At 66.9% G+C, this 19174-nt stretch carries 18 protein-coding genes; 8 read left to right on the plus strand and 10 right to left on the minus strand.

Annotated elements, in window-relative coordinates:
• Window positions 1-7: 7 nt before the first annotated feature.
• From Q0812_RS08650 to Q0812_RS08660, 3 genes are read right to left on the minus strand one after another with little or no spacing between them, the layout of a single operon-like run.
• Window positions 8-835: a cyanophycinase gene (locus Q0812_RS08650; protein ID WP_302109923.1), complete on the minus strand. Its 828-nt coding sequence runs from the start codon at window positions 833-835 to the stop codon at window positions 8-10.
• Complete coding sequence (gene cphA / locus Q0812_RS08655; protein ID WP_302109924.1) at window positions 828-3593, minus strand: cyanophycin synthetase; 2766 nt, start codon at window positions 3591-3593, stop codon at window positions 828-830. The genes Q0812_RS08650 and cphA overlap by 8 nt, the downstream gene beginning before the upstream one ends.
• Entirely contained in the window at window positions 3590-3775 is a 186-nt protein-coding gene (locus Q0812_RS08660; RefSeq protein WP_302109925.1) for a hypothetical protein, read from the minus strand. Before Q0812_RS08660 ends, cphA begins: the two co-directional genes overlap by 4 nt.
• 152 nt (window positions 3776-3927) lie before the next feature.
• On the opposite strand from Q0812_RS08660, the gene Q0812_RS08665 reads away from it, so the two are divergent.
• The gene (locus Q0812_RS08665) at window positions 3928-4842 is read left to right on the plus strand and encodes an iron-containing redox enzyme family protein (protein WP_302109926.1); all 915 of its coding nucleotides are present in this window, start codon (window positions 3928-3930) and stop codon (window positions 4840-4842) included.
• A gap of 260 nt (window positions 4843-5102) precedes the next feature.
• Here the strand turns inward: Q0812_RS08665 and Q0812_RS08670 are convergent, their stop codons facing one another.
• The 5 genes from Q0812_RS08670 to Q0812_RS08690 all read right to left on the minus strand — a co-directional run bounded on the left by Q0812_RS08670 (window position 5103) and on the right by Q0812_RS08690 (window position 11443).
• Complete coding sequence (locus tag Q0812_RS08670) at window positions 5103-5741, minus strand: hypothetical protein (RefSeq protein WP_302109927.1); 639 nt, start codon at window positions 5739-5741, stop codon at window positions 5103-5105.
• A 177-nt stretch (window positions 5742-5918) separates the two neighbouring features.
• Complete coding sequence (locus Q0812_RS08675; protein WP_302109928.1) at window positions 5919-6275, minus strand: hypothetical protein; 357 nt, start codon at window positions 6273-6275, stop codon at window positions 5919-5921.
• A gap of 56 nt (window positions 6276-6331) precedes the next feature.
• A complete protein-coding gene (locus Q0812_RS08680; protein WP_302109929.1) occupies window positions 6332-7492 on the minus strand; it encodes a hypothetical protein in 1161 nt (386 codons plus the stop codon).
• Window positions 7493-7574: 82 nt separating this feature from the next.
• On the minus strand, window positions 7575-8768 hold the full coding sequence (locus Q0812_RS08685) for a hypothetical protein (protein ID WP_302109930.1): 1194 nt from the start codon (window positions 8766-8768) through the stop codon (window positions 7575-7577).
• A gap of 239 nt (window positions 8769-9007) precedes the next feature.
• A complete protein-coding gene (locus Q0812_RS08690; RefSeq protein ID WP_302109931.1) occupies window positions 9008-11443 on the minus strand; it encodes an outer membrane beta-barrel protein in 2436 nt (811 codons plus the stop codon).
• 451 nt (window positions 11444-11894) lie between these two features.
• On the opposite strand from Q0812_RS08690, the gene Q0812_RS08695 reads away from it, so the two are divergent.
• The gene (locus tag Q0812_RS08695; RefSeq protein WP_302109932.1) at window positions 11895-12473 is read left to right on the plus strand and encodes a helix-turn-helix domain-containing protein; all 579 of its coding nucleotides are present in this window, start codon (window positions 11895-11897) and stop codon (window positions 12471-12473) included.
• 2 nt (window positions 12474-12475) lie between these two features.
• The gene (locus Q0812_RS08700) at window positions 12476-13699 is read left to right on the plus strand and encodes a type II toxin-antitoxin system HipA family toxin (RefSeq protein WP_302109933.1); all 1224 of its coding nucleotides are present in this window, start codon (window positions 12476-12478) and stop codon (window positions 13697-13699) included.
• Window positions 13700-13774: 75 nt separating this feature from the next.
• On the opposite strand, the gene Q0812_RS08705 is transcribed toward Q0812_RS08700, so the two are convergent.
• Window positions 13775-14683, minus strand: coding sequence for a site-specific integrase (locus tag Q0812_RS08705; RefSeq protein WP_302109934.1), 909 nt, complete (start codon window positions 14681-14683; stop codon window positions 13775-13777).
• A gap of 62 nt (window positions 14684-14745) precedes the next feature.
• Complete coding sequence (locus tag Q0812_RS08710) at window positions 14746-15156, minus strand: hypothetical protein (protein ID WP_302109935.1); 411 nt, start codon at window positions 15154-15156, stop codon at window positions 14746-14748.
• A 231-nt stretch (window positions 15157-15387) separates the two neighbouring features.
• Between Q0812_RS08710 and Q0812_RS08715 the strand changes: the two genes are divergently transcribed.
• From Q0812_RS08715 to Q0812_RS08735, 5 genes are all read left to right on the plus strand, one after another.
• Window positions 15388-15582, plus strand: a complete 195-nt coding sequence (locus Q0812_RS08715; protein ID WP_302109936.1) for a hypothetical protein — start codon at window positions 15388-15390, stop codon at window positions 15580-15582.
• Between the two features lie 201 nt (window positions 15583-15783).
• Window positions 15784-16263 (plus strand): recombinase family protein, encoded by a 480-nt coding sequence (locus Q0812_RS08720; RefSeq protein ID WP_302109937.1) that lies wholly within the window; start codon window positions 15784-15786, stop codon window positions 16261-16263.
• A 60-nt stretch (window positions 16264-16323) separates the two neighbouring features.
• The gene (locus Q0812_RS08725) at window positions 16324-16770 is read left to right on the plus strand and encodes a hypothetical protein (protein WP_302109938.1); all 447 of its coding nucleotides are present in this window, start codon (window positions 16324-16326) and stop codon (window positions 16768-16770) included.
• A 43-nt stretch (window positions 16771-16813) separates the two neighbouring features.
• On the plus strand, window positions 16814-16969 hold the full coding sequence (locus tag Q0812_RS08730) for a hypothetical protein (RefSeq protein WP_302109939.1): 156 nt from the start codon (window positions 16814-16816) through the stop codon (window positions 16967-16969).
• Window positions 16966-19131 (plus strand): recombinase family protein, encoded by a 2166-nt coding sequence (locus Q0812_RS08735; RefSeq protein WP_302109940.1) that lies wholly within the window; start codon window positions 16966-16968, stop codon window positions 19129-19131. Before Q0812_RS08730 ends, Q0812_RS08735 begins: the two co-directional genes overlap by 4 nt.
• Window positions 19132-19174: the final 43 nt, after the last annotated feature.

Here is a 19174-nt window from a genome sequence, read left to right on the forward strand (position 1 = left end):
TCGGATCCTAGCGGTCGTCCCAGTGCTTGCCGCTTTTCGGCCGGCGGCGCTCAAAGTCGAACTCATCGCCGCTGGACAGCACATGCATGCGCACGTCGAAGATGGACAGGGCCCGCTCGGCCTCTTCCTCGGCGATGTTGGAATGGCTGGCCCCATGGCCGTCCACCACATAGACCGCGCCCTCGCCCAGCACCGTGCCGCAGCCGTTCTCGACCAGCAGGGCGGTGTTCTCGTCGATGCCGACGCCCAGTAGGCGCGGGTTATGGGCCACGGCGCCCAGAAGGCGCCCATAACGGCCGCGCTCGGCGAAGTGCTGGTCGATGATGACGTCGCGCATGAGGCCCAGGCCCGGCGCCATGTGCAGCTCGCCGATGCGGTACGAGGTAGCGTTGGGCCCCTTGACCAGCATGGTCTCGCTCATCACCGCCGCGCCGGCCGAGGTGCCGGCGATCGGCAGCCCCTGGGCGTGCAGCTCCAGGATGCGGCGCTCAAGCGGGGTGTCTCCGATCTGGCTTGAAATGCGCAGCTGGTCGCCGCCTGTGAAGAAGACCCCGCCGGCGCCGTCCAGCTTGCGCAATGCTTCGTCCCTCGCGCTGTCGCCACGCTCTTCGACATACAGTTCGACCAGATCCGTGACGCCCAGGTCGCGGAAGGCGTCCTGATAGGCTTCGAGGTAGCCGTCGGGCTCGTGCGAGGCCACGGTGGCGATGACCAGCCGGCGCTCGCCCACCAGCCTGGCCAGCGCCTTGAGGATGGCCCGCTCGCCATCCTTGTCCTCATGTCCTCCGATGATGAGGAGCGGCCCCGGACACGGGTCCTGTTGCTCGTCAGCCATGGGCGGGCTCCAGCACCGCGTCTGGCGCTTCTGGTCGGTCTTTCGTTTCGGCCGGAGTGCTCAGAGGCTGGAACGCCTGGATGATCCGCCACACCGCCTCGATCCGCGTGGGCGTGAGGGCGACGATGTCGCCAGGCTCCGCCAGGCGCAGGGCCAGTTCGGCGGCATCGGACTCCTCGTACACCTCATGGATGCAGCGCGGGTTGAACCCGGCCGCCACCGCGCCTTCGGTCATCAGGCGCATCACGTCTCCGGCGGGCCGGCCCCGGTTGTCGGGGGTCTCGCGGAAGACCAGCACGTCGAAGTGCTCGGCCCCCGCCGCGCCGACGCCGCGGATCTCCTCTTCGCGCCGGTCGCCCGGCACGCTCAGCATGCCGATGGCCCGGGCGCCCGGCCGGCGCATGGCGGCGATGGTCTCGCCCAGCGCCCGCACCGCGTTGGGATTATGGGCGTAATCCAGCACCACGCGGAATCCGTGCTCGTCATGGACGTTCATGCGGCCGGGGTTCTGCTCGTAGGTCGAGGCGAAGCTGGACAGGGCCTCGGCGATGGCTGGGACGGAAACGCCCGCCCCGTGGGCCATGGCGATGGCCGCCATGGCGTTCTGCACGTTGAACGCGGCCCTGGCGCGCAAAGTGGCGGGAATATTCCGGGCATCGCAGACCACCTGCGCCTGGCCGCGATCGTGCAGGGTGATCAGCTGGGTGGCGGGATCATAAAGGACCGCCAGGCCGCCTTCGGCGATGTGCTTCAGCAGGAAGCCCGGCGCCTCCATGTCGCCGCGCATGGAGAACCAGCCGATCCTTCCGCCGGCATGGCGCGCCATGCGCAGGGTCGTGGGATCGTCGGCGTTAAGCACGCTGACGCCCCGGCGCGAGACGCTCTCGACCACCACCGACTTGACCGCAGCCAGGTCGTCCAGCGTGTCGACGCCCTTGAGGCCGAGGTGGTCCTCGGTGACGTTCAGCACCGCACCCACATCGCAGCGGTCGAAGGCCAGGCCCTCGCGCAAGATGCCGCCGCGCGCGCACTCGAACACCGCCACCTCGACCGTCGGGTCGCGCAGCACCATGCGGGCGCTCTTCGGGCCGGAGGCGTCGCCGGACAGGATCTGTTCTTCGCCCACATAGACGCCGCTGGTGTTCGTCAGGCCCACGCACTTGCCCTGACGGGCGAAGATATGGGTCAGCATGCGGCCCACGGTCGATTTTCCGTTGGTGCCAGTGACCGCCAGCACGGGGATGCGGGCGCGGGCCCCGCGCTGGAACATCATGTCGATGATCGGTTCGGCGACGTCGCGCGCCTGGCCCTCCGAGGGTTCCAGATGCATGCGCAAACCCGGCGCGGCATTGACCTCGACCACGCCGCCGCCGGTTTCGCGGATCGATTTCGTGATGTCCGGCGCGAGGAGGTCGATCCCCGCCACGTCCAGCCCCATCGCCAGCGCGGCGCGGCGGGCGATGGCGGCGTTGTGCGGATGAATCTCGTCGGTGCGGTCCACGGCCGTCCCGCCGGCGGAGAGGTTGGCCGCCGTCTTCAGCAGCACCTCGCGGCCCTGGGCCGGCACATCGTCGGGCGCCAGGCCCTGACGGCTCAGCAGCTCCAGCGCGGCCGGATCCAGCTTGATCCTGGTCAGCACGCACTCGTGGCCCTCGCCCCGGCGAGGATCGGCGTTGACCGCATCGACGAGCTGGCGAACCGTGCGTTCGCCGTCACCGATGACGTGCGGCGGCACGCGCTCGGCTACGGCGACCACCTTGCCGTCGACGACGAGAATGCGGTGGTCGCGGCCGGGCAGTTGCTCTTCAATCACGACGCGGCGGCTGATCTTCTGCGCCTCGGCGAAAGCGGCGCGGAAGGGCTCTTCGCCGACGATGCCGGTGGTCACGCCGCGACCGTGGTTGCCGTCCAGCGGCTTGATGACCAGCGGCGTCTTCAGACGCTTCGATTGGCTCAGCGCCTCATCGGCGGAGCGGGCGACGACGCCGCGCGCGACCGGAATGCCGATGGCGTCCAGCAGCATCTTGGTCTCGGCCTTGTCCCCGGCCGATTCCGCCGCCAGCAGCCCCGTGCGGTCGGTGACGCTGGCGCGGATGCGGCGCTGATTGGCGCCCCAGCCCAGCTGGATCAGGCTGTGCTCGTTCAACCGCTGCACCGGAACGCCGCGCCGCTTGGCCGCCTCGACCAGGGCGCGCGTGGTGGGGCCAAGGGCGTTGCGCCGAAGGGCGTTTCGCACCAGCTCCACAGCCGCTTCAACCTCAGTGCCTTCCGGCGCCTCTGTGATGCGGTCCAGACGCCGCGCGCCGCGCAGGTGTTCCGGCAACAGGGCGTCGACGATCTGGACGGCGAGGCGCCCGGCCAGCAGCCCGGCTGACTCGTCCTCATAGGCGTACATGACATTATAGGTGCCGGGCCGCCCCTTGACCGATCGGGTTTTGCCCCGCGTCACGGCGGCGCCGGCCAGGCTCTGCAGCTCCAGCGCCACATGCTCGATGACATGGCCCAGCCAGGTGCCTTCATCCAGGCGCTCGACCAGGCCGCCGGGCTCGCCCCTGGAACAGCCGTGGTTGGCCAGTCCCGGCAGCCGCTCGAGCAGCCCTTCCGCGAAGCCGGGCAGGGCGTTCGTGGGATGGTCCTCCAGCGCCCCCAGGTCCAGCTGGATGCGGATCATGGGCGTGGCGCTGTAGAGGTGCGGGCCCCGATAGACGCCTGTCTCCAGCACGCTCATCGGCATGGTCGGATTCGCCCTGCGGCTCATGCTGAGGCGGCGTCCTTTTCCGCGACCATGCCGCGCGACAGGGCGCGCACCAGATAGGCGGCGGCCTCCGCCTTGGAGCGGGCCAATCCTTGCGCCACCAGGGCGCGATCCTCGCGGCCGAGCGCCTGCCAGCGCCAGCCTTCGCCCTCGGGTTTCAGGGACCAGACATATCCAGATTTCATTCTACGCCTCCTGAGAGACGCCGGAACGTTAGGGCCGGCGCCCCAGTTCCTATGTCGGATGGGCGTCATTCACTGAGCCTTCGGTCGGGTCGCCGACTTAGGAACTCCCGGTCCTGGCGCGCGTATTCCCGGCCCAGTCCATGGAGTCGCGCATGCCGCAAACCAAGATCACCGCCCTCAGGCCCGAGGTCGCCAATCCCGACGCCTTCCATCAGCGCCTGACGCGCTGGAACGCGCGGCGGCTGGCCCCCTCCACGCCGACGGACGACTGGATGTCCTACGCGCTGGAGGACGCCGAGATGGTGCTGATCGAGGGTGCCTTCATCGAGCACCTGCGCAAGGATGCGGAGGGCTGGCTGGCGGACCTTCCCGAGAACGACCCCGAGGCGTTCGTAGCCTGGTTCGAGGCGCTCAAGGGCCACGGTCCTGGCGAGAACGATCCGCTGTTCCCGTGGCTGGCCGAAGAGGCCGATCTGGAGCAGATGCGCTGGTTCCTGCAGCAGGAGGTGGCCGGCGAGGCCGGCTTCGAGGACCTGGTCGCCATGGCCCAGGTGAAGATGCCCGACCGGCCCAAGCTGGAGCTGGCGCGTAACTACTGGGACGAGATGGGCCGCGGCAACATCAAGGGCATGCATGGCCCGATGCTGAAGGTGTTGGCCGATCATCTGAACCTGAAACCGACCATCGAAAGCACGGTCTGGCCGTCGCTGGCCCTGGGGAACATCCTCGTCGCCTTCTCGACCACGCGCCGCTACGCCTATCACGCCTTGGGCGCGCTTGGGGCCGTGGAGCTGACGGCGCCGTGGCGTTCGGCACAAGTGGCGGCGGGTCTGAAGCGGCTCGGGATCGGCGCCGAGCGTAAGTACTACGCCCTGCACGCCACGCTCGACGTGGAGCACTCCAAGGCCTGGAACGAGGAGGTGCTGCTGCCGCTGGCGACCGAGCGACCCGAGTGCGTGCGCAGCCTGGCCGAGGGCGCGGTCATGCGGCTGATGGCCGGCGCCGCCTGCTTTGAGGCGTATCGCGCCCACCTGTGGGATCAGCTGGCCCGGCTGAAGCGGGCTTAAGTCGCGGCGATGGCGGTGCTGTCAGTCTAACGCAAACTTCCACTCGGGAGGGAATGAGGCCCTTGTGGAGGAAGCATTTCAGTGAAGCTGTTGTCGTTCAAGCGCCATCGCTTTTCACCGGCTGCCTGATCTCTCAATGGCGGCGAGGCCCATGAGTTCAGAGGCTGGCCGCGGGGCTCCGGCGGGCTGGCGCCAGAGCCTCGCAGCCGCCCTGCCGAGGGATCCGGGAGGGGGGCTGTCCGGGGATCCCTCGTCAAAGCCTACTGGCCGTCCTGCATCGACTGCCGCAGGCGCTCCTGCAGGCGCTCCTGCAGTTCCTCTCTCAGCCGGTCCCGTTCCTGACGGCTCGTCGCCTGACGCATCTGCTCGTGAAAGCGCAGGCGCTCCTGATCGGTGAGCATCTGGCTCAGCATGTAGCGGTGGCGGCCCTGGCTCTGCACGCCGTCGGGGCCGAGACTGATCCCGATCTGCTCGGCGCGCTCGCGGATCTGCTGGCGGTGTTCGGCGCGGATTCGCGCGCGATCCGCGTCCGAAGACGCCTGCTGCATTTGCAGCCGGAATTGGCTTCGCTCCTGCTCGGTCAGCAGGCCGGAAGCCACCAGGCTGCTGGCGCTGTTGAGATAGTCCCGATCCCGGTCGCGATCGCGATCGCGATCCGGCACCCCGTCGCCGTCAAGATCCAGGAGCCGGTCGCGGTCCCGGTCGCGCAGGCGATCCTGATCCGGAACGCGATCCCTATCCTGGTCGCGGGTTCGGTCACGGTCCGGCTGGACCGGCGCGGGCTGGGTCGCTTGGGGTTGGGGCCGCGAGCCGCCGCGCGGTTGCGCCAGCGCGAGCCCCGACGAGCCCAGCAGCAGAATTCCGACCAAAACAACTGAGGAAACCTGTCTCGAAACCATGACACACCTCCGCCCGCATTGAGTGGTGGAAAGAACAATTCTGGCGTAAAGGCGGGCTCTTCGCACCTCGAATACAGCAATACTATTCATGCGTGTGATGGTTCGCATTGACCTGAATCAAAAGGCGCGGCCTGGAACCACACAGCGCTAACTTTTGTGCGCGCCAAATACTGGCAATCACCTGGGTCGGCGGCGTGCCACCCAGCGGCCCGGCTCGTGCCGCCAGCCCCTAGGGGTCTGCACCCAACGTCCTGGCGCCCAGACGCGGCCGGGAGGCGGGCTGCGCTCCCAGAAGCCGTCCACCCAGACGAAGGTGACACCGGTCCAGTTCCAGTAGCCCTCGATCCATACGGCGGTGGATGAAGGGCGGGGTGGGATGATGATCCTGGGCGGCGGCGGCGGCGGAGCGGTTCGCACGTATATGACTGTGCCGCCCCAGGGACCGTAGCCGGGACCGTAGCCGTGGCTGCAGCCTGCGACGCTCGCCGATGATGTCAGCGCCACGAGCGTCAGGGCAAAGTGTCGACGGTTCATCTTCTTGCTCCTTCAGTGGAAGTCCGGGCGCCTCACCTCCGGGGACGAGGCGCGCTTCAGTCGTGCGTCTCGTGCGACGGCTCCTCGAACTGGTGGAGGTAGTTGATGACCGCCCGCGCATCGTCCGCGGCCCGGGTCCAGGCGCCGGCTCCGGTCGGGGCGCTGGCGTTCTGGCCGCCGAAGACGGCCTGGAAGATGTCCACCGTCTGCGTAACCCAGCCGCCGTTGCCGTCGGGCGTCAGCACCTCGACCATGCGGCCTGAATAGGCGTCGCTGCGGTCGTAGCCGAAGCTGGCGTAATCCACGTAGCTGCGGCCGTTCGGCCCCTCAATGGAGCCTGTCACGCCCAGCATGGCGTTGAGATATATGACCGCGTCCAGCGAGATAGGGGTGGTCTTGTCCGCGGCGCCGGCCAGGAAATGGGCTGCAGCGGCGTAGTCCTCAGGCGTCAGCTGACCGTCCGCCATGTGGCCCAGGCCGCTCATCAGCGCAGGGTCCAGGGTGACGCCCGGGATAGACCCGGTGGTCATCAGCGCACGGTAGATGGCCAGGTTCTCAAGAGGTGAGTCGATGGTGCGCTGTTCCCCGTCCACGGTCAGGACCAGGCGACCGGCGGGATCCAGCGACAGGGCCGAGGCGGAGTTGATCAGGCCGACCACTTCGTCGAGCCTGCGGTTGAGCACCTGGCTGGGAGCGCGCGACACATTCAGGCGGCCGAGCTCGACCTCAACAGCCAGCGATTCGTCGATGGGCCGGCCCTCTTCATCCAACGGTATGGGCTGGCCGTTGGCGTCGACGGGCTGGACAAAGCCATTCTCGTTCAGGATCGGAACGCCGTTGGCGTCGCGCAGGACGACGTACATGTCGCCGTACAGGGCGCCGCGACCGCTCCGTCCGCCGCCGTGGCCGGTGTCCGTATCCCGACGAAAGACGCGGTCATCGATGGATCGGCCATGCCCGCCTGAGGTCGAATGGGAATCGCGGCCTCGGCCCCGGCCTTCGGACCCATGATCTCCGCCATGGTCGTCCCCATGGTCGTCGCCGTGATCGTCCCCATGACCGCCAGGATTATGGTCATCGCCGCCTCGAGGTTGACCGCGGTGCTGCAAAAGAGCCGATGCGTCGGCTGAAAGCAGCCCCCCAGCCTGGAGCGGCGGCGCTCCGACCGTCAGGATCACCAAGGCGGACGAGGTGGCGAGAAGAAGCTTCGCTGACATCTGGGCTCTCCTGCGCCAGGCGCGCCCGGCGCTGCATGAGGGACGGCCCGCCGCCGTTCGCGGCGGGCCTCTTGCTGACTGATCAGTGCTCGACGTCGTCCAGCGACGTGGCGGGCACCTCGTACTCGTGCAGGAAGTTGACGACGGTGCGGGCGTCGTCGGCGGCCCGGGTGTAGGCGTCGAGGCTGCCGGACACGGTCGCGTCCACGCTGCCGAAAACGGCCTCGTAGATATTCACCGTCTGGGCCACCCAGGTTCCGTCCGCCTGCTGGACCAGGACCGTGGCCGTAGCGGAGCCGTAGACGTCCGAGCGGTCATAGGTGAAGTCCGAATAGTCGATGACCGACCAGGTGGCGCTGCCCCGCGTCGCCGTGTTGATGCCCAGGAACGCGTTGATGTAGGCGATCTCGTCGGCGGTGAACGGGCTGGTCTTGTCCGTAGCCGCCGCCAGGAAGGACGCGCTGGCCTGCAGGTCGGCCGCCGTGAACACACCGTCGACCAGGTGATCATAGGCGGTGCCAGGCAGGTCGCTGACGCCCGGGATCGTGCCCTGGGTGAGCAGCGCCACATAGATGGCCAGGTTCTCCAGCGGCGAGTCGATCGTGCTGGTTCCGTCGGCGGTCGTGATGACAAGCCGGCCCGAGGCGTCGGTGCTGAGATCGGTGGCGGCGTTCAGCAGGGTCACCACCTCTTCGGCACGGCGGTCCAGCACGCTGTTCGGCGCCCGCCCGACGTTCAGGCGTCCCAACTCGACCTCCTGCACCAGGGTCTCGTCGATGGGCGCCCCCTCTTCATCCAGGGGCACGGGGTTGCCGTTGGCGTCGAGGGGCTGGACCCAACCCTCCGGGGTCAGGATCGGCACGCCGTTCTCGTCCCGCAGGATCACCCACAGGTCGCCGAAAAGATCGCCGCGCTTGCTGCCCGCCATGGAGGGGCGCCCCCCGCCGTGGTCCGATCCCCCGCCCGGGGTTCCGGCCCAGTCGGGACGGTCGGAGTCTTCCTCTTCCCCTTCGCCGCCGATGTCGCGGAAGATGTCGTCGAGCGAGCGCCCGCCCTGCCCCTGACCCTGGCCGCCGCGATCGCTGTCAGGACGCGAACCCTGACCACGGGGCTGCTGGTCGCGCGAGCCGCCCCGCTGCTGACTGGCGTCTAGAACGATGGCGGCGCCGGACTCTTTGGTGAAGGCGAAAGCCGCCGGCGCCGGGATGGCGACGGCCGCGAAGGCGAGGGCGGCGAAGGCCGCGCCGCCGGTGAGAAACTTGCGATAGGTGGTCATGTGATGCGTCCCCGTGAGTTTAGATGAAATGGATTTTCACTGCCTGCCCGACCCGCAGGTCCGGCGGTTGAAAACCATCTATTCAGGGGTGCGAACCAATGTATTTGATCTCAGTCAAACTTTCGAAAGTTCACAACGACGTACGGTTCGAAAGTAGCAATGAGTGAGAAGGATAACGAGACGCAAAATCTCATGTCGGCGGGCACACACGCCAGCATCATGTCCCATCGCTTCCGACTTTAAAATCGATAGGCGAACCCTACCCTGAAGCTGGTTCCGCGGTTTGCGAAGACATCCGTGACGGAATTGGGCGTGGCCGAATACTCATCGTAGTCCGTGTGCGTGTACTCAACCCTGAACCGGTAGCGCGGCCCCGCGCCCATCTCGACGCCTCCTCCGTAGCGAAGCCCGTCCCGCCGGTCGTCTTGGATGAGCTGGTTTGGCCCGACCTCGTACTCGGTGTGGAACTGGGCGCGTACGGATCCGGCGCGCACATAGAGAAGACTGGCGCCATTGAGCACGTAGCCGGCGCGAAGCCCGAAGCCGTGCTCCTCGTCAGTCTCGACCGAATACACGCGGCCCTCAGGGTCGCGCTCGATGTTCCAGCCCTCGCTGGAAACCCCCGCCTCAACCTCCAGCCCCAGGTAAAAGCGTTCGGCCATTACGAAGCCGTATCCGGCGAAAACACCTGTTGCGCCCCCGAAGCCGGACCTCTCCGCATCCAGAATGAAGTCGGGGCCGGGGCGAGGACCGACATTCTCGCTCGTCAGGGCTCCGTGACCGAACTGGGCGCCTATGTAGAAGCCGGAGAAATCCACCGCGGAGGGTGCGGCTGGCGCGGAGCGTCCGAACCTGTAGCCCGCGCCCAGCCGGAGGAGCGATTGCGCATCCGCGAAGTTGTCGGACGTTCGCGGCGACTGGATCGTGTAATCGCCGTAGGTGGTGAACACGTATTCGAAGCGGCCGAAGACCCGCTCCGTCATTGGGAAGTCGGCGCCGACCCCGTACCGGTATCCAGTCTCGCGCTCGCTTCGGTCGAGGATTTCGGTGTCATGCAGATAGGGCGTGCGGACGGCGGTGCTGACGACTCCGGCCCTCGCGTAGGCAAGGGCGTCGCCCTGCAGACGATGGCCGATGCGGGCCGTGACGCCATAGGTGTCGTCGATGCGAACTCCGAAGGTGCGGCCTGCGCGGTGGTCCCACTGTTGGGCGACGTCCTCGGCTTCGAACTCCAGACCGAGATGGATGACTTCGTCGACGGTCCAGCCGTGTCCGATAAAGACGCCGAAGGAGCCGCCGTCCGACCCGAAGTCGGCAGTATTGGTCCCCGGTCCGCGCGAGCCCGTCAGATTGGTGACCAGGGCGCCATGGCCCGCATTGACGCCGGCATAGAAGCCGAGCGGTTCGAATGCGGCGTCGGGATCGAAATCTTCAGCCCGCGTCACCGGGTCTAGCTGGGCCCCCAGCCGCAGGGTGATCCGGTTCTCGTTAAAGTCGTTGCCCGCCTGGTTCGAGTTCCGTTCCGAGAAGGCGTAGCCGGCGTCCAGATAGGCGCGGCGGGTGAAGAAGTATCGAAGGCTCACCCCCGACTCGAGGCTGTAGTCGGCCCGGTGGAGCAGCCGATAATCGTCCTTTCGGTGCTCGAGGTGAGCGAGCACCTGGAGTTCGTTGCTCAGCCGCCTGCTGAGCGAAATCCCGCCAGAGGTTCTGAGGTATCCGGGGGAGCCGCCAAGGGTCGTCTCCTCAAGTGTCCGACCCAGGAAGGCGCTGATGCGCGAGCGGGGAGCGTACGCCCAATCGGCGCGCACGCCGAAGTCCAGGGCCGCCGTGTCGCTGAACCGCGGATCGTCGTAATCCTGGGATATGAGGCCCGCATAGACCTCGCCCGTCACATTCCGTCCCAGGACGCCCTGCATGCCGCCGGCCAGGCGATATCCTGACGACGATCGCTGGAATCCCAGGTCGTCCACCGCCAGATCGTAGTCGCGCTGGTCAAGCGTGGCCTGAACGAAGGCCTGTCGTTGCGGGCTCAAGGCGTAGCTGACGCGGCCCCCGACCTCCAGCTTGGCCCGGTCGCGATCGTCGTTGTTGATGACGCCGCCCATGCCGTCGTGAGCGGCGTCGTAGTTCAGATCGATCAAGTTGACCCCGAAGCGCACCGCCCACGGTCGCCAATTGCCGGTAAAGCCGGCGAAGGCGCTGGCTTGATCATACTCAGTGGGCCTGACGCCTTGGACATCGTCCGGGGACTGGCGGCCCTCGTGCAGGGCGGAATAGTCAACGCCGCCAAAAAGCAGGATCGCCGGATTGAGCTGGAGCCGCCCCTCCAATTCAATCAGATAGTCCTCGTAATTCTCGTTGGTCTGATCCGCATATCGGGCCAGATCCGCGCTCACGCCCAGCCGGGCCTGGTACCTGTTGCCGGTCAGGGTCGCCGACAGCGACGGCTCCACCAGCGTTATGAAATCGCCCACGCGATTGTTCGTGGTCACAAAGACATTGTCGGTATGAACCGCCGAGACTGAGATCGAGCCGTCCACGTTGAGGCGCGGTTGGGCGGCGACCGGGGCCGGTGACTGCGGAGGGGGCTGATCCGCCGTTTGAGCCCGGGCGGGCTGGAGCGCCAGCGCGAGGCCTGCCAGCGCCGTCGAAGCCAAGAGTAATCCGCGGATCATGCCGTCCCCCATATCTTTCGCCGCCATCCGGCCGCGTCGGCTATTTGGACGATATGTGCACCGTGGCTCGGGAAACGGCGTTGACCTGCATCAAATGGATGTCCCGAGGGCGGAAGCTCTGAAAGCCGCCAACCCGCACGGAGGCGACCTTCCGGGCCGGGGACTCCTGGGGCGACGGGTTCGGCCTTTTGACCCAAGGCTTGGAAAGTCTGGCGTCCTCGCTTCCCCTTTCTTCGTCGCCGCCGCTTCGAGCTCAGCCATGATCGGCGTGTGAAACCTTGAAACCGCCCAGGTCGGAAGATCAGGCCGCCCGGATGATATAAAAAACAACATCATTCGGTCGGGGCGATATATAAGAATAAATCTAGCGGCTTTCCCGTGCGGGTTGTGATATATAAAGCGGCATCAGTATGGGGCGGCGATGTCGCATAAAATATCAAAACGATATGGCTTGGAGCCGCTTGTCGACGCGCTACGGCAGGCGCGTCGCGAAAAAGGCTGGAGCCAGAGAGACCTCAGCGCCCGCGCGCACCTGACCCAGGCCCAAATCTCCCGGATCGAGAACGGCGAGGTGGACCCGCAGGTCTCCACCCTGCTCGAACTGGCGCGCTCCCTCGATCTGGACCTCCAACTCGTGCCGAGATCGGCGATCACGGCCGTGGAAGCCGCCGTCCGCTCTGCGGGGGAAAGGTCGGAGGAGCGAAGCGCAAGGAGGTTGCTCACCAAGCTTCGCCGTCTTGCCGAGGCGGCGCGAGCCTCTGCTCCGGAGCGCGAGGACATCGCGTCCATCGCGTCCAGCCTTCAGGAGTTGGAGCCTCTCGCGCCAGGCCTGGGGAAGATCGCACCGACGGCCGATCTTGAGCGCCTGCGGGCCAACCTTGAGGGCTTCCTGAGTGATCCGCCGGTGGAGCGCCCTAGCCGCCCCAAGACCTATCGGGACGCCGCCGCCTGGTTGAAGAACCTCCGAAGCGCACTATTGCACGCGCCGCAGGCGGAGCGTCCGGCCTACAGCCTGGATGACGAGGACTGACGATGGCAGCCGACGCGCTCGAAGTCCTGCTCGATGGTCGAAGGATCGGCCTGATCACCGCCTTGGGTGGGGATCAGTCGATTTTCTCGTTCGATGACGACTATGCGGACGATCCCGATCGGCCGACGCTCAGCCTCTCCTTCAAGGGGGAGCGCGGCGGACTGCTGCGCAATCATCGGCCCACCCAGACGCGGCTGATGCCCGTCTTTTCCAACCTGCTGCCTGAAGGCGCGCTTAGGGACTACCTGGCCCAGCGGGCCGGCCTCAAGCCGATGCGGGAATACCCGTTGCTGGAGGCGCTTGGTCCCGACCTTCCAGGCGCCGTCGCCGTCCGCCCCGTCGGAGAGGGCCCGGTTGATGAAGATCATGATGATGATCAGCACGACGACGGCGCCGCGGGTCAGGGCCCCCTGAGGTTCTCCCTGGCCGGCGTGCAACTGAAGTTCTCGGCGGTCGAAAAGGCGCAGGGGAGGCTGACCATCCCCGCGAGCGGCCGAGGTGGGGACTGGATCATCAAACTGCCGTCGGTCCACTTTCGCGGCGTCGCGGCCAACGAGTACTCGATGATGCGCCTGGCCAAGGCCATGGGCATGGAAATCCCTGACGTGGACCTCGTGCCACTCGACCAAATCGAGGGGCTGCCGGAAGGAATCGGAAAGTTCGAGGAGGACGCCTTCGCCATCCGGCGGTTCGATCGCCGGGCGGACGGGGGACGGATCCATATCGAGGACTTCGCCCAGGTCTTCGGGGTCTATCCGGGCGATAAGTACGACAAGGGATCCTATCGCTATCTGGCGAAGGTGCTCTGGCTGGAGACTGGGGAGCCCGGGGTGCGCGAGTTCATCCGGCGCCTGGTGTTCAACACCCTGATCGGCAACACCGACATGCACCTGAAGAACTGGTCGCTGATCTATCGCGACGGCCGCACGCCCGAGCTGTCGCCCGGCTACGACTTCCTGTCGACGACCGTCTACATTCCCGATGAGAACGCGGCGCTGAAGTACGCCCGGACGAAGCGGATGGACGAGTTCAGCCTCGACGAGGTGGTCTACATGGCCGCCAGAGCCGGGTTGCCGGAGGCCCTGGCCCGCGATGCGGCCGCTGAAGCCGTCGATCGCTTTCATGACATCTGGCGAGCCGAGCGGGCGCATCTGCCGCTAGCCGATGATGTCGTCGCCGAGGTCGAGAGGCTGCTTGGCGTCGTGCCTATCGCCCGGGCCAGGTAAACTCCGGAGCGAGTTGCTGCCTGTGAGGATCGCCTGGCCTTATCGACGGCCCGGTGGAAGATGGTGTCCCCCTCGTCAGCCCCTTCTGCGGCTCAGAGCCTTGCGGGCGTTCTCCATGTGGTCGGGGCAGTGGTGACCGTAGCGGCGGCGGATCAGGTTCTCGCTGGTCGAGGTGAAGCCAGCGACCTCCCATGTCGGCACGCCCGCCTGGAGCATCCAGGTGATGCACGTGTGCTTGAGAGTGTGCGGCGTCACGTCGCCGCCCAGCTTCGCCAGCCGCCGCGCAGCGTCGAACCCGGTTTTCTGCCGCTGAATGGTCTCGCCCGCGTATTCGGTCGGGCCGGTGACCGTCAGCCGTCGCCAGCGCCGGAGATGCGGCAGCAGGCGATCGGGGATCGGGCAGGGGCGGCGTCGCTTGCGCGTCTCGCGCTCTTCGGTGCCGCGGCGATAGATGCGATGCTCCTTCAGATCGACCGATCCGGAGTGCGCGTTCCGCTCCCACCGCAGTCCCAGCACCGCCGCGTGGCGGGTGGCGGTGTAGAGGGCGATCAGGATGAATCGGGCCACATGGTAGTTCGGCTTGGCCACCCGTGCGTAGGCGGTCACCCGCCCGTCAGCGTCGAAGCCGTTCGGCGTGAAGCCCAGCGCGCCCCGGAGCAGCCGCGCGGCCTCGTCACGGGTGAGCCACCGCGCCTCCTGTTCGTCCGTGCCCGGTTTCCAGACGGCGATGGGGCGATCCAGCTTGCCCGCCTTCCACGCCCGGTTCAGCGCGGCCGACAGCGTCTCGAGTTCGCGCTTCGCCGTCGCCTGCTTGACCGGCTTGTGCCCGATCGCTCCGGTGGTGCGAGCGGCGACGTAGGCCTTGCAGGTGTCAATGTTCACCTGACTGCAGGCCATGCCGCCGAAGTGGTCGATCAGCCAGGGCACGTGAGTGGCTTCGGGCCCGCTATGGTCCTCGTCCAGGCTGTCCAGGTAGTAGATCACGCAGTCCGCGACGAGGATGCGGCGTGGGTCGCCGTCGCCGAAGGCCGGCTCGTGCTTGGCCGCTAGGTAGCGCGCGAGCGCTTCTTCAGCCTCTCGGCGCGCATCAGGGCCGCAGCCCGTGCCGACCTCTCGGCCTCCGTCGAGGACGACGTATACGGACGGACGACCTGCTCGCTCTCGGAGCCAGAGCCGGGGCGGTTCACGACGACGCGGCACTTCTTCCTCATTTCGTTGATGGCGCGGAGGGTGACGAACCAGCGGCCCCCGATCTTCTCCAGTTCAAGGTTCCCGCGCTGGTGCTCGGTCATCAGGGTGCTGGGCTTCAGCGACCCGTCGGGGAAGGCGATCACCACCGCCTTGGACAGGCGCAGCGGCGTGTCGGGGTGGATGCCGGGCGGGCAGGGGAAGGTGAGGACTTCGGGCTCCGGCAGCGGTTGGCCGGGGTGGTTCAGCTCGTTTCCGTTGTTCTTCATTTGACGAATCGAAATTGAGGTTTCTCGCCGGGACCATTCCCGCCGAGGTGGGCTCCTCCTTCGTCGTCCACACCCCTATACGCACGTGCGACGCTCGCGTCAAGTAATGAATCAGCTTACGCAAATCATTCCTTTACACAGGTCACGCAATTCCATCCTTTACAACTCGGACCATGACCACGAGAACTTAAAAATACTTGACTCCAGTTCGGGGCCAGGCATCATTCGCACATGAACATCACCATCCACATGATCGGCGGGGGTCGCCTGGGGCTCGGCTTGGAGGCCGACGGCCTGGAAGATGTCGCCGACATCCTCCGCCGCGAGCGCGGCCTGCTTGGGGACGCGCTGCCGAACGACGACGGCGAGGTCCTGGGCCGCGTTCTGGTCCCCGCCCACCGCATCCAGCTCGTCACGGAGGGGTAGGGCGCACGATATCGACTAGAGGCGGGCCCTAGATGGGCCCCTGGGCCGACCAGGGCGGCTCCCTGAGCTCTGGCGGCTAGGCGCAATCGCCATGGCCGTGCGGCCGGTCACCCGGCGCCGATTCATGACAGCGCGCTGCCGACGCCGGGCGCGGGCCATGACCCCGCCGATCAACGACAACTCTTAGAAAGGAGAATTCGGATGCCTAACTCCCTTCCCTCCGCGGGGAGCCGTGCCTTTATCTATATCAGCGGCTCGGATGACCGTCCGTGGGGCCCGGTCGAGCAGCAGCGAGATATTTGCCGCGAGATCGCCCGTCGCCACGAATGGGAGATCGAGGGCGAGTTCCTCGATACGAACCGGCGCCGCCGTGGCCGCGGTGACAGCCGCACCGCCCTGGGGCGCATGGCCTACCTCGCACGCCGAGGTCATGCCGAGGTCATCATCTTGGAAAGCCTGGACCGACTTCCGCGCAGCGCCAGCGCGCAGTCCTACCTGTCGGAGGCGATGGACGAAACGGGCGTCGTCCTGATGACCGCGCAGGCCGGCGTGGTTGAGCGCCTGACGTTTGCGATCTGGCGCGAGATGAGCACTGCCTGGTCCGAAGTGCACAACCACCGGGTGAAGCGCGGCCTGGCGCGGCGCAAGCTGAGCCTCGCGACCACGCCGGCCTCCGCCTGATCGCCAGCGACATCACCCGAGCCTGGGCTCGTCCACACATCACCCTCAGTAGAAGCCATCATGCAGACCAACGTCGGCCTCTCCGGCGGCCCCCAGCCGGTCCTTCATCAGCCTTACGATCAGCATCCCCACGGCCCCTTCGCCGCGGAGATGGCGCCGTCGCTTATCGCCCGCGCCAACGGGTTCAGCTCGGCTCTTTGGTTGGTCCTCCTCTCGAAGATGCCCGATGTGGACGGCGCCCATGGACAGGTTCTCGGGTGCCCGGGACATCAACCCGTTGAGGTCCAGTTGGCCAGGACCAGCCGTCGCAGCCTGGTGGTCGCCTCGCCGGTCTGCTTCCAGCTCGAGAGCCGCCCCCGCGTGGCCGGCGCCGCGTTGATCAATGGCGAGGGCGCCATCGAGGCGTTCGGCCTGCTTAAGGGGCGCTCCTACGAGAAGCTGCCGCCCCAGCGCTACGAATTCACGGCGGACAGCATCGTGGTCCGCAAGCCCATCGCTGACCGCTGACGCTGGGAACCCGCCCCCGATGACACCGCCCTCGAATAGGACCGTGGACTACGAACTGTGGCGCCGCGCGCAGGACCGCCGAGAGCAGGACCTCCTTGAGGGGCTGACCGCCGAGCAGCGTCTCCTTGCGCCCCTGGTGCTCAGCCTCGCCCGGCTGGCCGCCCAACGCGACGCCAAGACCCAGGAGCCGTTGGTGTGAGCCTGTTTAATCGCGGCCCGGTGCCGCCTCCCGGCTCCAGAGTGCTGCTCTATGCGCGCTTCTCCGACAACCAACAGAACCCGCTTGGGGCTGAAGATCAGCTTCGCATCCTGGCCGAAGACTGCCAGCGGCACGGATGGGTGGTGGTCGGCTCCTACACCGACAAGGGAAAGTCTGGTCGTTCGGTCAAGCGCCGGACTGGTTACCTGGACATGATGGCGGCCGCCGCCGCGGGCGAAGCAGATGTAATCGGCGTCTTCCAGCTAGACCGTCTTGGCCGCGACGCGCGGGAGCTCAACGACGCCCGCAACCGGCTCCAAGACGCCAACGTCATGATCTTCACGCACGACAAGGGCTTCATGACCCGGTTCGAGTTCGCCATCTACGCCGAAATGGCGCAGATGGAGAGCGAGCGCATGGCCGAACGCACGTCCCGCGGCCGCCGCGCCGCCGCGGCGCGCGGGAAGTTTATGGGCGACGTGCCGTATGGCTACCGCCTGGTCGAGCAGAAGGCGGCGGACGGCTCGCCGATCCTGAACAGCCGCGGTCACCCCGTGCGAGACATCGCTGTGAACGACGCCACTGCTCCCTACGTCCTTCGAGTGAACCAGGACTTCGACGCGGGCCTCAGCCCCCACCAGATTGCCGTCGCCCTTACAGCGGAGGGCATACCGACCCCGGAGGGTGGTCCGATCTGGCATCCGAACACCATCGTGGGCGTGAAGCGCTCGATGTCCGGCCTGCTGCGTAACCCGATCATCGTCGGGCGCGTCATCCACGGGAAGGTGACGAACGAGCGCGATCCGAAGACCGGCGAACTCAAGAAGCGTAAGGGCGACGTCGCCGACATGATCGAGCACGAGCGCCCTGATCTGCGCATCGTTCCCCAGGACGTATGGGACCGCAATCAGGCCAGGCTTGCCGCTCGCCCCGCCTCGAAGCTGGTTGATCGACGCCGCCCCACCTACCCCTTCAGCGGGCTGGTGAAATGCGGTGTCTGCGGTGGCTCCTTCGTGCAGGTTTCCAAGACGATGGGATGTTCGGCCTATCGCTTGAAGGCGTGCTCGAACAACCGTCGCGTCCGTCGCCAGGACCTGGAGAAGGCGGCGCTGGATGGGCTGACGCAGCAGCTCGCTCAGCCCGAAGTCATCTCCTGGTTCATGCCGGAATATCTGCGCGAACGCGGGCCGGCTAACGAGGCGGCCGCCGAGCGCCGCGCACGGGCCGTTCAGAAGCTGGCCGAGATCAACGAGGAGATCGACTCGATCCGCGAGCAGCTTCGCCTCAAGCCCGGCGTGCACGCGCGCAAGATGTTCAACGACGACCTGGAGACGCTCATCGCTTCGAAGGCCCAGTTCGAGCGCGAGGCCGCGCGCACCGAGAACGCGCGGCCGGTGGAGCTCACCTCGGATTTCGTGGTTGGCCGCTTCGAGGCTCTGCTGGAGGATCTGGGGCAGGCGATCCAGGGGAACGAGCGCGACGCTGCGCGTGCCCGCGAAATCGTCCGCAGCTTGATCACCAAGGTGACCGTGGAACCCTTCGATGGCGAGGGCGGTCGCCCCGACGGCAAGGGGAACAAGGCCGTGCGCGTCTACATCGAGGGGGAGATCAGCCGCCTGGTCGACCGCGTCACGCTCGAAAAGAAGATCATGCACGAGCGAGGTGCCGGGGACGTGCATAATCTTCCGATCGCCACCTTCTGGTTCTACGTCGATCTGTTCCAGCCCCAGACGCCCGAGGAGGAGCAGCTGTGGCGCGACGTGGCCCTAATCGGCCGTATGCTCGACGATGCGGACTGGCCGATCCTCTTCCGTGAAATGGTCGCCGCCGTGAACGACCGGGGGCGAGAGCCTGACGAGGCCGAGCTGGAGTCCGACCAAGCTCGCGTGCGGCTCGGCCTGGCCCAGTACCGCCGGGGCAAGTGGGTCCGCTCGATCCGCCTCAGCGATGCGAACGACTGGGGTTGGGTGTGGGCTGATCGCCCGCTCAAGGATCACGAGTGGCGCGTCCGGCACAAGCGGCGCACGGCCAGCGGCCCGACCGCGGTCGGAGACGCCGAGACCGGGGTGACCGTGGCGGCGCCGCTGGGCGTCATCCGGCTTGGCGGCCCGGAAGCCGCTGTGATGCAGATCCGGCGCAGCACGCCGACGACCGAAGAGTAGCGAGCGATAGAGGCGGCCTTCGAGCCGCAGACCTCGGTTGGCG

It is taken from the genome of Peiella sedimenti (assembly GCF_030504955.1).
In the GTDB taxonomy this organism is placed as follows: domain Bacteria; phylum Pseudomonadota; class Alphaproteobacteria; order Caulobacterales; family Caulobacteraceae; genus Brevundimonas; species Brevundimonas sedimenti.

Coding starts and splice junctions, on each gene's coding strand:
- Q0812_RS08650 (WP_302109923.1), bottom strand. CDS start 835: ATGGCTGACGAGCAACAGGACCCGTGTCCGGGGCCGCTCCTCATCATC.
- cphA (WP_302109924.1), bottom strand. CDS start 3,593: ATGAGCCGCAGGGCGAATCCGACCATGCCGATGAGCGTGCTGGAGACA.
- Q0812_RS08660 (WP_302109925.1), bottom strand. CDS start 3,775: ATGAAATCTGGATATGTCTGGTCCCTGAAACCCGAGGGCGAAGGCTGG.
- Q0812_RS08665 (WP_302109926.1), top strand. CDS start 3,928: ATGCCGCAAACCAAGATCACCGCCCTCAGGCCCGAGGTCGCCAATCCC.
- Q0812_RS08670 (WP_302109927.1), bottom strand. CDS start 5,741: ATGGTTTCGAGACAGGTTTCCTCAGTTGTTTTGGTCGGAATTCTGCTG.
- Q0812_RS08675 (WP_302109928.1), bottom strand. CDS start 6,275: ATGAACCGTCGACACTTTGCCCTGACGCTCGTGGCGCTGACATCATCG.
- Q0812_RS08680 (WP_302109929.1), bottom strand. CDS start 7,492: ATGTCAGCGAAGCTTCTTCTCGCCACCTCGTCCGCCTTGGTGATCCTG.
- Q0812_RS08685 (WP_302109930.1), bottom strand. CDS start 8,768: ATGACCACCTATCGCAAGTTTCTCACCGGCGGCGCGGCCTTCGCCGCC.
- Q0812_RS08690 (WP_302109931.1), bottom strand. CDS start 11,443: ATGATCCGCGGATTACTCTTGGCTTCGACGGCGCTGGCAGGCCTCGCG.
- Q0812_RS08700 (WP_302109933.1), top strand. CDS start 12,476: ATGGCAGCCGACGCGCTCGAAGTCCTGCTCGATGGTCGAAGGATCGGC.
- Q0812_RS08710 (WP_302109935.1), bottom strand. CDS start 15,156: ATGAAGAACAACGGAAACGAGCTGAACCACCCCGGCCAACCGCTGCCG.
- Q0812_RS08715 (WP_302109936.1), top strand. CDS start 15,388: ATGAACATCACCATCCACATGATCGGCGGGGGTCGCCTGGGGCTCGGC.
- Q0812_RS08720 (WP_302109937.1), top strand. CDS start 15,784: ATGCCTAACTCCCTTCCCTCCGCGGGGAGCCGTGCCTTTATCTATATC.
- Q0812_RS08725 (WP_302109938.1), top strand. CDS start 16,324: ATGCAGACCAACGTCGGCCTCTCCGGCGGCCCCCAGCCGGTCCTTCAT.